11 protein-coding genes are annotated in these 13024 nt (G+C 68.6%); 7 read left to right on the top strand and 4 right to left on the bottom strand.

The annotated features are described in order from the left end of the window. Positions 1-123: 123 nt before the first annotated feature. Positions 124-549, bottom strand: a complete 426-nt coding sequence (locus tag ABZ412_RS20740) for an HIT family protein (protein WP_357282714.1) — start codon at positions 547-549, stop codon at positions 124-126. Between the two features lie 210 nt (positions 550-759). Here ABZ412_RS20740 and purD point away from each other — a divergent pair, with 210 nt between their 5' ends. Further along, positions 760-2043, top strand: a complete 1284-nt coding sequence (purD, locus tag ABZ412_RS20735; protein ID WP_357089695.1) for a phosphoribosylamine--glycine ligase — start codon at positions 760-762, stop codon at positions 2041-2043. Positions 2044-2166: 123 nt separating this feature from the next. Here the strand turns inward: purD and ABZ412_RS20730 are convergent, their stop codons facing one another. Beyond that, positions 2167-3327: a M23 family metallopeptidase gene (locus ABZ412_RS20730; protein ID WP_357282712.1), complete on the bottom strand. Its 1161-nt coding sequence runs from the start codon at positions 3325-3327 to the stop codon at positions 2167-2169. Between the two features lie 194 nt (positions 3328-3521). Here ABZ412_RS20730 and ABZ412_RS20725 point away from each other — a divergent pair, with 194 nt between their 5' ends. From ABZ412_RS20725 to ABZ412_RS20705, 5 genes are all read left to right on the top strand, one after another. Then, positions 3522-4679: a pyridoxal phosphate-dependent aminotransferase gene (locus ABZ412_RS20725; RefSeq protein WP_357282711.1), complete on the top strand. Its 1158-nt coding sequence runs from the start codon at positions 3522-3524 to the stop codon at positions 4677-4679. A gap of 69 nt (positions 4680-4748) precedes the next feature. Beyond that, positions 4749-5354 carry a TetR family transcriptional regulator gene (locus ABZ412_RS20720; RefSeq protein WP_357089689.1) on the top strand — a complete coding sequence of 202 codons (606 nt, stop codon included), beginning with the start codon at positions 4749-4751 and terminating at the stop codon, positions 5352-5354. Between the two features lie 32 nt (positions 5355-5386). Further along, positions 5387-6808: an adenylosuccinate lyase gene (gene purB / locus ABZ412_RS20715; protein WP_357282709.1), complete on the top strand. Its 1422-nt coding sequence runs from the start codon at positions 5387-5389 to the stop codon at positions 6806-6808. A 198-nt stretch (positions 6809-7006) separates the two neighbouring features. After that, complete coding sequence (locus ABZ412_RS20710; RefSeq protein ID WP_357282708.1) at positions 7007-7444, top strand: HIT domain-containing protein; 438 nt, start codon at positions 7007-7009, stop codon at positions 7442-7444. Between the two features lie 128 nt (positions 7445-7572). Further along, positions 7573-8532 carry an alpha/beta hydrolase family protein gene (locus tag ABZ412_RS20705; RefSeq protein WP_357282707.1) on the top strand — a complete coding sequence of 320 codons (960 nt, stop codon included), beginning with the start codon at positions 7573-7575 and terminating at the stop codon, positions 8530-8532. A gap of 65 nt (positions 8533-8597) precedes the next feature. Here ABZ412_RS20705 and ABZ412_RS20700 read toward each other — a convergent pair whose 3' ends face one another. After that, on the bottom strand, positions 8598-8813 hold the full coding sequence (locus ABZ412_RS20700) for a DUF397 domain-containing protein (protein ID WP_357282705.1): 216 nt from the start codon (positions 8811-8813) through the stop codon (positions 8598-8600). A gap of 368 nt (positions 8814-9181) precedes the next feature. Here ABZ412_RS20700 and ABZ412_RS20695 point away from each other — a divergent pair, with 368 nt between their 5' ends. Continuing rightward, positions 9182-11362 carry a S9 family peptidase gene (locus tag ABZ412_RS20695; protein ID WP_357282703.1) on the top strand — a complete coding sequence of 727 codons (2181 nt, stop codon included), beginning with the start codon at positions 9182-9184 and terminating at the stop codon, positions 11360-11362. Between the two features lie 34 nt (positions 11363-11396). On the opposite strand, the gene ABZ412_RS20690 is transcribed toward ABZ412_RS20695, so the two are convergent. After that, a complete protein-coding gene (locus ABZ412_RS20690) occupies positions 11397-12914 on the bottom strand; it encodes a glutamate decarboxylase (protein WP_357282702.1) in 1518 nt (505 codons plus the stop codon). Between the last annotated feature and the right edge of the window lie 110 nt (positions 12915-13024).

Here is a 13024-nt window from a genome sequence, read left to right as displayed (position 1 = left end):
GGGCTGCGAGTTGTCAGCCCTGCGGAGCAGCCGAAGGGTGGATGCGGGCGGTGAGCCGCGGGAGGTGGCTTCACGCGGCGTGGCCACCGGCGGGTGCGCGCTGTGGGCGCGCACCCGGTCGGGTCACTCCGGGACGTTCGCGCCGTAGCCGAGGTCGCGCAGGGCCTGCTTGATCCTGGTCTGGGCCTCGTCCAGGGATTCGACGCTGGGCTGCGGGTCGGCGCCGGAGATGTCGAAGTTGCCCATCGAGAAGGCCGGGAACACGTGCACGTGCAGGTGCGGCACCTCGAGTCCGGCGATGAGCAGGCCCGCGCGCGGGGCGTCCCAGGCGGTGCGCACGGCCTGGCCGATCTTCTGGGCGACACCGGTCAGTCGGGCCATGGTGCCCGGATCGACGTCCTGCCACTGGTCGATCTCCTTGCGCGGCACCACCAGGGTGTGCCCCTGCGTCACCGGGGCGATCGTGAGGAAGCCGACGAATTCGTCGTCCTCCCAGACGAATCGGCCGGGCAGCTGACCGTCGATGATTGCGGAGAAAACAGAAGCCATGAGCTGAGTCTATTGGCCCCTCCGCTCCGCTCCGGGGCCGGTTCGGGGCGCTGGAGGTCTCGTTCTTCCCTCCCTCCGCTCCTCCGCATCGCTTCCCCGCTCCACTCGGTCCGGAACGAGACGCGCCCCGAACACTGGGCGGGGCATCCCGCACCGACGCATGGCAGACCGCTCCCCGGTGCGTGAGTCCAGCCCTTTAAGCTGTCTGCCGTGCGCGTACTCGTCATCGGTTCCGGAGCCCGTGAACATGCCCTCGTCCTGGCACTGCGCAAGGACCCGGCGGTGACCGCGGTCTATGCGGCGCCCGGCAATGCCGGCATCGCCCAGCATGCCGAGGTGCGGGCCGTCGACGCCTCCTCCGGCGACGAGGTGGTGGCGCTGGCTCAGGAGCTGGCCGCCGACCTCGTGGTGGTCGGGCCCGAGGTGCCGCTGGTGCTCGGCGTGGCCGACGCGGTGCGCGCGGCCGGGATCCCGGTATTCGGCCCGTCGGCCGCCGCCGCGCGGATCGAAGGCTCGAAGGCGTTCGCCAAGGACGTGATGAACGCGGCCGGAGTGCGGACCGCGCACAGCGAGATCGTGGATCACCCGGGCGAATTGGATGCGGCGCTGGACCGTTTCGGCCCGACCTGGGTGGTCAAGGACGACGGGCTGGCCGCGGGCAAGGGCGTCGTGGTGACCCCGGACCGGTCGGTCGCCCGCGAGCACGGGGCCGAACTGCTCGAGCAGGGCCACCCGGTGCTGCTGGAGTCGTTCCTCGACGGCCCCGAGGTGTCGCTGTTCTGCCTGGTCGACGGCGAGACCGTGGTGCCGCTGCTGCCCGCCCAGGACCACAAGCGGGTCGGCGACGGCGACACCGGCCCCAACACCGGCGGTATGGGCGCCTACACGCCGCTGCCGTGGCTGCCCGAAGCGACTCTGCAGGCCATCGTCGACGACGTGGTCAAGCCCGTCGCCGCCGAGATGGTGAAGCGTGGAGTGCCGTTCAGCGGCCTGCTCTACGCCGGCCTCGCCATCGGCCAGAACGGTCCGGCCGTGGTCGAATTCAACTGCCGCTTCGGCGATCCCGAGACCCAGGCCGTGCTCGCCATGCTGGACAGCCCGCTCGGTGAACTCCTGCACGCCACCGCCACCGGCACCCTCGACCAGGTCGCCGCACCGCGCTGGAAGGACGGCGCGGCCGTCACCGTGGTGCTGGCCGCCGAGAACTACCCCGCCCGCCCGCGCAGCGGCGACGTCATCACCGGCGCCGAATCCACCGGCACCGGAGTCGAATCCGAGGTGCTGCACGCGGGCACCGCGCAGCGTGAGGACGGTGCGCTGGTCTCCGCCGGCGGCCGCGTGCTCGCCATCGTCGGCCAGGGCGCCGACCTGGTCGAGGCCCGCAAGAACGCCTACGAGCGCCTCGCCGGCATCAAGCTGCCGGGCGGCCACTTCCGCACCGACATCGCGCTGGCCGCCACCGAGGGCCGCATCACGGTGCCGACCGCGAACTGAATCCCGCTCGCCGCGGCCGACTCCGACACCGCGACCGACGAGAGATCGCCCGCCCGAACCTGGTTCGGGCGGGCGATCCGGTATTCGGCTGGAGCCCGGCCATATTCCGCGCTCCAGGCCGGATCAGCCGAGGACGATGCCGCGTTGGGCGAGCCAGGCCTGGGGGTCGACGTGCTGGCCGTTGATGACGATCTCGAAATGCAGGTGGGGGCCGGTGGAGTCGCCGCGGTTGCCGATGCGGGCGATCTGCATGCCCGCCGGGACGCGTTCACCCACGGAGACCGAGAAGTCGTACATGTGGCCGTAGACCGAGATGGCGCCGTCGTCGTGGCGGATGCGCACCCAGAGGCCGAAGCCCTGGGCCGGGCCCGCGTCGATGACCGTACCCGCGGCGACCGCGTAGATCGGTGAACCCAGCGGGGCGGCGATGTCGATGCCCGCGTGGAAAGTGCCCCAGCGCGCGCCGAATCCGGAGGTGAACAGGCCCTTCGCGGGCAACGCGAAACCGCCGACGCCCGGGAGCACGAATCCTGGCGGCAACGTCGCGTCGGGAGACGGGGTCAGCCACGGCTGCGGCTGCCCGGCCACGGCGGCTGCCGCCTCGGCCTTGGCGCGTTCCAGCGTTGCCGCCGCGGCGGCCGAGACCACGGCCTGCTCGCGCAGGTGTTCACCATTGTTGATGGCGTCCAGGTACCGTTTCGACGATTCCCGCGTGGCCTGGATCTGCAGCGGATACTGCACCGGAATGCGCACCGCCACACCGGGACTCACCGCAGCGTCGGTGGGGATCAACCCGAGCGCCCCATCCGCGCTCGCGAACACGAGTACCGCCGTCATCCCCCCGATCAGCACCCGATGCTGAATACTCCACGCCCGCACCACAGGCCACTGCCGCCGCGCCTCCGCACGCCCCCGCCGCGCCAACGCGACGGCTTCGGCCCAGGAGCGCGGTCGCCGCGACCACAATTCGACGGCTCGCGCCCGCACGATCGGCGCGTACGCCCGCAGGGAGGCGATCACCTGCCCGACGAGCTGGACCGCCCACAGCCCGGCTCGCTTCGAAGCCGCTCGGACCCGTGACGGTCTTTCGACGTTCGGCAGCGACCGCAGCCCGGGTGTGTAGGTCTCGGTGGTCCGGCGCTGACGACGCAGATCGGTGTCCACGCTCTGCGGCTCGCCTATTGCGGTGCCGGGTCGAAGGTCGGAGGTGGCCTCGGTGTCCGGCCGCGGCGCATCCTGGGTGGCTTCGGTGGCCGAGTCTCCGCGTCGGAGCTTCCGGAGCATCGCGGTCCCGCCTCGTCGCGGTCGACGGCCGTTGTGCGGTGTGGAGGCGTCCGGGGCGGGGGAGGCGGGTGGCTGTGGGTCGGCGGCCCGGGTGTTCCCGGTGGTTGCTGGTCCCCCCTGCACAGCGGCCTCCTCAGGCATTCGCACGACCGTTCCCGGACAGTCGGGGGAGCGGGTGCTCTACCGTCTGTCGGGTGCGTATCGAATCTCGCCGGTCGACCATTCCACCTTTTTACGTGATGGACGTCTGGAAAGCAGCGGCTGAACGGGCTCGGACCCACGGCGACGTGCTGGTGCTGGCCGCGGGGCAGCCTTCCACGCCCGCTCCGCAGGCGGTTTTGCGGGCCACCAAACAGGCTATGGATTCCGAATTGCTGGGTTATACCGAGACATTCGGGGTTCTGGCGTTGCGGGAGGCCATCGCCGAGCACCATCGGAGCACCTACGGGGTGCGGGTGGAGGCGGACGATGTCGTGGTCACGACCGGGTCGTCCGGCGCGTTCACGCTGCTGTTCCTGGCCGCGTTCGACGCCGGGGACACCGTGGTGGTGGCGCGGCCCGGGTATCCGGCCTACCGGAACACGCTGACCGCGCTGGGCTGTGACGTGGTGGAGCTGGACTGCGGTCCGGAGACGCGGTTCCAGCCGACCGTGGCCATGCTGGAGGCGCTGCCCGAACCGCCCGCGGGGTTGATCGTGGCCAGCCCGGCCAATCCGACCGGCACCATGATCGCGCCGGAGGAACTGGCGGCGCTGGCCCGCTGGTGCGACGAGCACGGGACGCTGCTCATCTCGGACGAGATCTATCACGGCATCGTCTACGACGACACCGAACCGACCTCGTCCGCGTGGGAGACCTCGCGTGAGTCCGTCGTGATCGGCTCGGTGTCGAAGTACTTCTCCATGACGGGTTGGCGGCTGGGCTGGATGCTGGTGCCGCAGTCGCTGCGTCCGGCGCTGCAACGGCTCGCCTCGAATATGACCGTGTGCCCTCCAGCTATTTCTCAGTTTGCGGCGGTGCACGCGTTCGGTCCGGAAGCCAAAGCCGAACTGGACGGTCATGTGAAACGCTATGCGGCAAATCGCCAGCTGCTGCTGTCGGGCCTGCCGAAGCTTCGAATCACCGACCTCGCCCCCGCCGACGGTGCGTTCTATGTCTACGCGGATATCGCGCACCTGACCGATGATTCGATGCGCTGGTGCACCGAGGTACTCGACGCGACCGGCGTGGCACTCGCCCCCGGCATCGACTTCGACACCCGCCACGGCCATCACACCGTTCGCTTCTCGTTCGCCGGAGCCGCCGCCGACATCGAAGAGGCACTGGACCGGTTGGGACGGTATTTGGCCTGATCTGCCAAGAGGATTGAGCGCGGTGGGCAAAATGAACACAGCGCCGCTGATGACTGGCACGATTGCACCGTGACCACTGCGACGACTCCGAAAGGCGAACGGCGTCGCCATGCACTGGTTTGTGCCGCCGCCGAGCTACTGCTCGAGGGTGGCTTCGAGGCGGTCCGGCACCGCTCGGTGGCGACCCGGGCGGATCTGCCGCTCGCGTCGACCACCTACTACTTCGAATCGCTCGAGGATCTGATCGCGCGGGCGGTCGAGTTCTCCGGCACCGCCGAACTCGAGGCCATGCGCCGCCGGGTCGGCGAGGTGACGCACCGCCGCCGCGGCGCGGAGGCGACGGTCGAACTGGTGCTGGACCTGTTGGTGGGCCCCGAGATTCAGGACGAGGACGCACGCGGCCAGTTGATCGCCCGCTACGAACGCTCCGTCGCCTCCGCCCGCCACCCCGAACTACGAGAGGTCCAGCTGCGACTACGCGCCCAGCTGGACGAACTGCTGACCGATGTCCTGCGTCGGTCCGACCGGGTGGTCCGCCCGGAACAGACCCGCCGTCTGGTGGCGGTAGTCGATGGGGCGGTGGTGACCGCGCTCGGTGAGTTCGACCCCCAACCCCGCCGCATGGCGCGCGGGGCGCTCTTGGAGATCATCGACATCGTCGCCCCACCGGCTTAACCCGCAGCACACAGCCGGTAAACTGGCACAACGTGAGTCTTGTGCCGAACGTCCTCGCCACCCGTTACGCCAGCCCCGAGCTGGTTCACCTCTGGTCGCCCGAGAACAAGATCGTGCTCGAGCGGCGGCTGTGGCTCGAGGTTCTCCGGGCGCAGGCCGAGCTGGGGATCGATGTTCCGGCCGGTGTCGTCGAGGACTACGAGCGGGTCATCGATCAGGTCGATCTGAAGTCCATCGCCGAGCGCGAGCGGGTCACCCGCCACGACGTGAAGGCGCGGATCGAGGAGTTCAACGCGCTCGCCGGGCACGAGCACGTGCACAAGGGCATGACCTCCCGCGACCTCACCGAGAATGTGGAGCAGCTGCAAATCAGGCTGTCGCTGCAGCACGTGTACGGCCACGGCGTGGCCATCGCGGCGCGGCTGGCCGAGCGCGCGGCGCAGTACCAGACCCTTGTGATGGCGGGACGCTCGCACAACGTGGCCGCGCAGGCCACCACCCTCGGCAAGCGATTCGCTTCCGCCGCAGACGAATTGGTCATCGCGCTGACCCGGCTGCGGGAGCTCGTCGACCGCTACCCGTTGCGTGGCATCAAGGGCCCGATGGGCACCGCCCAGGACATGCTGGACCTGCTCGGCGGCGATTCGGCCAAGCTGGCGCAGCTGGAGCAGAAGGTGTCCAAGCACCTGGGCTTCGCGAACGTGTTCACCAGCGTCGGCCAGATCTACCCGCGCTCGCTGGACCACGACGTGATCTCCGCGCTGGTGCAGGTGGGCGCGGGCCCGTCCTCGTTCGCGCACACCATTCGGCTGATGGCGGGCCACGAGCTGGTCACCGAGGGCTTCCAGCCCGGCCAGGTCGGTTCCTCGGCCATGCCGCACAAGATGAACACCCGCTCCTGCGAGCGCGTCAACGGCCTGCAGGTGGTGCTGCGCGGCTACGGCTCGATGGCCGCCGAGCTGGCGGGCGCGCAGTGGAACGAGGGTGACGTGTTCTGCTCGGTGGTGCGCCGTGTCGCGCTGCCGGACGCCTTCTTCGCCATCGACGGCATGATGGAGACCTTCCTGACCGTGCTGGCCGAGTTCGGTGCCTACCCGGCCGTGGTGGACCGCGAGCTCAACCGCTACCTGCCGTTCCTGGCCACCACCCGCATCCTGATGGCGGCGGTGCGCGCGGGTGTGGGCCGCGAGACCGCGCACGAGGTCATCAAGGAGCACGCGGTGGCGGTGGCGCTGGCCATGCGTGAGCAGGGCCGCGAGCCCGATCTGCTGGACCGTCTGGCCGCCGACGACCGGATGCCGCTGGACCGGGCCGCCCTGGACGCGGCGCTGGCCGACCGGTCCGCCTTCATCGGCGCGGCCGAGGCGCAGACCGCCGAGGTGATCGCCCAGGTGCAGAAGCTGGTGGACGCCGACCCGGAGGCGGCCCGCTACACCCCGTCGCCGATCCTGTAGGGGTACAACGACTCTCGGATCTCGCCCCCGGCTCCTGAACGGAGCCGGGGCGAACGAATATGTGGCGAGTGGCGCGGGATCGGTTCGCCCGTCAGTCGGTGGAGCCGTGGTGGCGGACGGGCAGCGTGGTGCGGGATCGTAGTCGATGGAGCCGCGGTGGCGGCCGGGCAGCGGGTGGCGCGCGCTTAAGCTGCGGGCATGAATCCTTACACGATCTTCGCCGAAATCGTCGCCGGTCGGGCCCCGTCCTCGAAGGTGTACGAGGACGAGGATTGCCTGGCGTTCATGGACATTCGGCCGGTGACGCCGGGCCATGTGCTGGTGATTCCGAAGGTGCCGGCGCGGAGTCTGGCGGAGCTGGATCCCGCGATGGGCGGCAAGCTGTTTCAGGTGGGGCAGCGGATCGCGGCGGGTCTGCGGGAGTCCGAGGTGGGCTGCGACGGCGTGAACTTCTTTCTGGCCGACGGGGTGACGGCGGGTCAGGAGGTGTTCCATGTGCATCTGCACGTGATTCCGCGCACTCCGGGGGATGGTTTCGGGTTGCGGGCGCGCCCGACTTCCCCGGCGCGCGCGGACCTGGATTATCTGGCGGGATCTATCAAGGGGGCATTGGCCCGAATTGCCCTGAATTCATAGCTGCCTCGCATTACCATATCTGAACCGTCTGGTTTGCCAAGGACACGCCATAACCGCATTCCCCGACACCACGCGAGTTTCTCGAGTTACGTTGGATTGCGATCGTGGTGGGCTGATGGAGGTGGGGAATGCGCAGGAAAGCCGTTGCCGCAGCTGTTTTGGCAATTGCCACAGGCTTGCTGTATCCGGTGGCCGCGTCGCCTGCTACCGCCGGCGCCGCCCAGGTGGTCCGGGTCGACGAGTTGAGCGCCACCCGCTCGGCGCTGTTCATCGACTCCGCGGCCATGGGACGCGTCATCCAGGTGCAGGTGCTGCATCCCACCGGGAGCGGCGAGCGCCCCGCCTACTACCTGCTCGACGGTCTCGATCCCGGCGCCGTCCAGAGCACCTGGACCAATGCCACCGACGCGGAGCCGTTCTTCCAGGGCAAGAACGTGAACGTGGTGCTGCCGATGGGCGGCCAGGCCAGCTACTACACCGACTGGGTGTCCGACGATCCGCGCTTCGGCCGCTACCGGTGGGAAACCTTTCTGACGCAGGAACTTCCGCCGATCATCGACGGGTATTTCGACGGTAACGGCGTGAATGCCATCGGCGGCCTGTCCATGGGCGGGATCGCGGCGTTCGTGCTGGCGGTGCGGCATCCGGAGATGTACCGGGCGGTGGCGGGCTACAGCGCCTGCCCGGACACCACCATCGCGCAGGGTGCCATGATGTTCTCGGTGGCCAATCGCGGCGGGAATCCGCTGAACATGTGGGGCGCGCCGGGCGGTCCGGTCTGGGCCGGCCACAATCCGGCGGTGCTGACCGAGGCGTTGCGCGGCAAGACCATCTTCCTGTCCACCGGCACCGGCCTGCCCGGTCCACACGAGCTGGAGATCAAGCCGCAGTTGCCGGAGAACATCTTCTTCGGCGGTCCCATCGAATTCGGGGTGGACGCCTGCGTCACCGCGTTCGAACAGCGGTTGCGTTCGTTGAACATTCCGGCGCGGGTGGAACATTCACCGGTGGGCACGCATTCGTGGTCGTACTGGGAGGACACGCTGCACAATTCCTGGCCGACCATCAGTGGGGCGTTAGGGGCCTGAACATGGTCGCCGCCCGGGCTCGAACGGCGTTGAGCCCGGCTCGTTTCGAGCCGGGCTCGGTCGAATCAGGCTCCGGGCCGGTTGAATTCGCCGTCCTTGGCACCGGCGACGAAGGCCTCCCACTCGCCGGGAGTGAAGATCAGCACCGGGCCGTCCGGATTCCGGGAATCCCGTAAGCCGATGTTTCCACTGGCCAGGAAGGCGATTTCGACGCCGTCGGCGCTGTCGTCCCCGCGCCGCCACACCGCGTCGGCTTCGATCACGCGGTTCTTCGCTTCCACTATCGCCTCCCCTGTGCGCAGACCAGCAGGACTGGTCGGTGATGTAGATCGCACTCATCATGCCAGTGTTTGTGAAGGGTTCGGATCGGATATTCCATCTTCTGTCAGCGGAAGGAGGTATGTGGTGCGCACGCCATGGTCCCCGCAACGCGCAGCCCCGGTCTCCGACAGCTGTGCGGTGGTTCCCGAGCGGTTCTCGGTGGAATTGGCCCACAGCATCCTGCGGATCCACCGAAGTTGCCCCACCGATCAATGTGCTCGCCGGAAGGCGGCCGTTTTCTACCTGTACGAGCAGCGTCTGACGGCCCTGCCGAGGCAGCGCCGCGCCCGTTGACCCCCACCGCGGGGTTCCCCACTAAGTTGGTCCCATGGCTTTGGACAGTGGGAGCACGACGTCAGTCAGCGGCGCGGTGGTGGCGCCGATCGCCAAGCGGGTGCCGACGGAGCGCGTGCACCACGGGGACGTCGTCATCGAAGAGTACGAGTGGCTGCGGGACAAGGAGAATCCCGAGGTCATCGCGTATCTGGAGGCGGAGAACGCCTATACCGAGGCGCAGACCGCGAAGCTGGGCCCGCTCCGGGAGAAGATCTTCGAGGAGATCAAGGGGCGGACCCAGGAGACCGACCTGTCGCTGCCCACCCGCATGGGCGACTACTGGTACTACTCGCGCACCTTCGAGGGCAAGCAGCACGGTGTGCACTGCCGCTGCCCGATCGCCGACCCGGACGACTGGACCCCGCCCAAGCTGGAGCCCGACGTCGAGATCCCGGGCGAGGAGATCGTGCTCGACTCCAATGAGCTGGCCGAGGGCCACGACTTCTTCGCGCTCGGCGCGTACTCGCTGAGCCACGCCGGCGACATGCTCGCCTACTCGGCCGACACGCTCGGCAACGAGCGGTACACCCTGCGCATCAAGAACCTGCGCACCGGTGAACTGCTGGCCGACGAGATCCCGAACATCGCGCCCGGCGCGACCTGGTCACTGGACGGCACCCACGTCTTCTATCAGACCCTCGACGACTCCTGGCGGCCCGACAGCGTGTGGCGGCACCGGCTGGGGACCGAGCAGTCCGCGGACGTCCGGGTCTTCCACGAGCCGGACGAGAGCTTCTGGGTCAGCATCGGCGCCACCCGCTCGGAGCAGTTCCTGGTCATCATGACCGGTTCCAAGATCACCACCGAGAATTGGATCCTGGAGGCGGACAACCCCGAGGGCGAGTTCCGGGTACTCATCCCGCGCCGGGAGGGCGTGGAGTACTCGGCCGAGCACGCCGTCATCGGCGGCGAGGACAAGCTGCTCATCCTGCACAACGACGTGGTGGACGGCGTGAAGGCGGTCAACTTCGTGCTGGCCGAGGCCCCTCTGGCCGAGCCCGCCGCCATGAAGATCCTGATCCCGCACCGCGACGATGTCCGGCTCGAGGACATCGACGCCTTCGCCGACAAGCTGGTGCTGAGCTACCGCCGCGAGGCGCTGCCCCGGGTCGCGGTGTGGCCGCTGACCGCCGATGGCTACGGCGAGCTGAAGGACATCGACTTCGACCTGGCCCTGTTCTCGGCCGGGCTGAGCGCGAACCCGGAGTGGGAGCAGCCCATGCTGCGCATCGGGCTCACCTCCTTCATCACCCCGACCCAGGTGTACGACTACGTGCCCGAGACCGGTGAACTGCTGCTGCGCAAGGAGCAGGTGGTGCTCGGCGGCTACGACGCCGACGAGTATGTGCAGCAACGGGATTGGGCGGTGGCCGCGGACGGCACCCGGGTGCCGATCTCGCTGGTGATGCGCCGTGAGACCGCGGCCGCGATGGGCGGGGACGCGGTGGCGGAGCCGAAGCCGTTGCTGCTCTACGGGTACGGCTCCTACGAGGCCGCCATCGACCCGTACTTCTCGGTGGCGCGGCTGTCGCTGCTGGACCGCGGCATGGTGTTCGCGGTGGCGCACGTGCGCGGCGGCGGTGAGATGGGCCGGCTCTGGTACGAGCACGGCAAGACCCTCACCAAGAAGAACACCTTCACCGACTTCGTCTCCGTCGCACGGCATCTGGTGGATTCCGGGGTGACCGCGCCGGACCGCATGGTGGCCGACGGCGGCAGCGCGGGCGGCCTGCTCATGGGCGCGGTGGCGAACATCGCCCCCGAACTGTTCGCGGGCATCCTGTCCAACGTGCCGTTCGTGGACCCGCTGACCTCCATCCTCGACCCCTCCCTGCCGCTCACCGTCACCGAGTGGGACGAGTGGGGAAACCCGTTGGAGGACAAGGAAGTCTACGAGTACATGAAGTCCTACTCGCCGTACGAGAACGTCACGGCCCAGGACTACCCGGCGATCCTCGCCATCACCGGTCTCAACGACACCCGCGTGCTCTACGTCGAGCCCGCCAAGTGGGTGGCCAAACTTCGCGCCACCAAGACCGGCGACTCGCAGCTGCTGCTCAAGACCGAGATGAGCGCCGGCCACGGCGGTGTGAGCGGACGCTACGAGAAGTGGAAGGAAGTCGCGTTCGAGTTCGCGTGGGTGCTCGATACCGCCGGGGCGGCGGACAACTAGCAACCCTCGACGGCGGCCGGATCCTCGGCCGCCGTCATTTCTTCTTGGCCTTGGACTTGCGCGCCGCGTGTTTGTGTTTGCCGGTGGCGGACTTGGTCTTCGTGCCGGTGGCCGACTCGCCATCGGTCTTCGCGCGCCCGCCGAGCTCGGCCTTGATCTTCGCCTGGAGCTCCGCGGTGGGCACCGCCGCGTCGGCGTTGTGGGTGAAGCCGCCCGCGTCCTCGCGGGTGAGCGAGGTCGTCAGCGGGTGCTTGTCGAGCACCTTCATGCCGCGGGCCAGGTCGTCGAGCAGCAGATCGGCCATGTCGTGGGTGAATCCGTGCCGCAGCACGGCCCGCATGATGGTCTCGTCCGCGCGGTCGGCGGGCAGCGGGTAGGCCGCGATCAGCCAGCCCCGGGTGCGCAGCCGGTCGGACAGGTCGTAGAGGCTGAGCTTCGACGTGCCCGACGTCTTCCAGGAGACCGCTGTGATGCCGTGCCGGGGGTCGGAGTCGTGGATGAGTTCGAACGGCCCGGCCTCGGTGAGCCCCTCGGCCAGATGCTGTCCGGCGCTGTAGATCGCGGTCTGCACATTGCGGTAGCCGGTGCGGCCGAGCCGGATGAAGTCGTAGTACTGGGTGACGGCCTGCCCGCCGGGCCGGGAGAAGTTCAGATTGAAGGTGGGCATATTGCCGCCCAGATAGTCGACGTTGAAGATGAGTTCCTCGGGCAGGTCCTCCTTGGTGCGCCAGATCGCCCAGCCCGCGCCCAGCGGGGCGAGGCCGGTCTTGTGGCCTGAGGCGTTGATGGACTTGACCCGGGGCAGCCGGAAGTCCCAGCGGATCTCGGGCGCGCAGAAGGGGGCGAGGAAGCCGCCGCTGGCCGCGTCGACGTGGATCGGGATATCGAGTCCGGTCCGGTCCTGGATTTCGTCGAGGGCCCGGCTGACGCCCTCGACGTCCTCGAACAGGCCGGTGAAGGTCTGGCCGAAGGTCGGCACCACCATGATGGTGTTCTCGTCGCAGTAGGCGGCGATGTCGTCGGGGTGCATCGTGTAGCGGTCGCCGCGCAGCGGAATCTGTCGGATCTCCACGTCGAAGTAGCGGGCGAACTTCTCCCAGCACACCTGCACCGGTCCGCACACGAAGTTGGGGATGCCGCGCCCGCCGCGCTTGCGCCAGCGGAATTTCGCGGCCAGCCCGCCCAGCATGGCGGCCTCGCTGGAGCCGGTGGTGGAGGTGCCGAGAGTGCCCAGGGCGTCGGGGGAGTTCCACAGATCGGCGAGCATGTGCACGCAGCGCTGCTCGAGCTCGGCGGTCTGCGGGTACTCGTCCTTGTCGACGATGTTCTTGTCGAGGCACTCGTTCATCAGCCGCCGGGCCTCGTCGTCGACCCAGGTGGTGCAGAAGGTGGCCAGATTCATCCGGGAGACGCCGTCGAGCAGCAGTTCGTCGTGCACGATCTGGTAGGCGACCTGCGGGAAGATCTCGTGTTCGGGAAAGCCCCCGTGCGGTGCGGCGCGCTTGATGCCGGGCATCGCGAAGACGTCGTCGGGTTCCAGAATGCCGGTCATGAGGCTCCGATCTCGCGCGCACCACGGTTTGCCACATCGATGGTAGCCAGGTCATCTCATCGAAACTGGTTCTGCAAGCTACCGTTTCGTAATCGAGAGATAGTTGCTGA

Source organism: Nocardia sp. NPDC005746 (genome assembly GCF_040630785.1).
Taxonomy (GTDB): Bacteria; Actinomycetota; Actinomycetes; order Mycobacteriales; family Mycobacteriaceae; genus Nocardia.
The sequence above is the reverse complement of the archived record's forward strand: the minus strand, read 5'-3'. Positions and strand labels throughout refer to the sequence as shown.

Bases quoted from the DNA above. Each gene is read 5' to 3' on its own strand.
- ABZ412_RS20740 (WP_357282714.1), bottom strand. From the start codon at position 549: ATGGCTTCTGTTTTCTCCGCAATCATCGACGGTCAGCTGCCCGGCCGA.
- ABZ412_RS20730 (WP_357282712.1), bottom strand. From the start codon at position 3,327: ATGCTCCGGAAGCTCCGACGCGGAGACTCGGCCACCGAAGCCACCCAG.
- ABZ412_RS20710 (WP_357282708.1), top strand. From the start codon at position 7,007: ATGAATCCTTACACGATCTTCGCCGAAATCGTCGCCGGTCGGGCCCCG.
- ABZ412_RS20705 (WP_357282707.1), top strand. From the start codon at position 7,573: ATGCGCAGGAAAGCCGTTGCCGCAGCTGTTTTGGCAATTGCCACAGGC.
- ABZ412_RS20695 (WP_357282703.1), top strand. From the start codon at position 9,182: ATGGCTTTGGACAGTGGGAGCACGACGTCAGTCAGCGGCGCGGTGGTG.
- ABZ412_RS20690 (WP_357282702.1), bottom strand. From the start codon at position 12,914: ATGACCGGCATTCTGGAACCCGACGACGTCTTCGCGATGCCCGGCATC.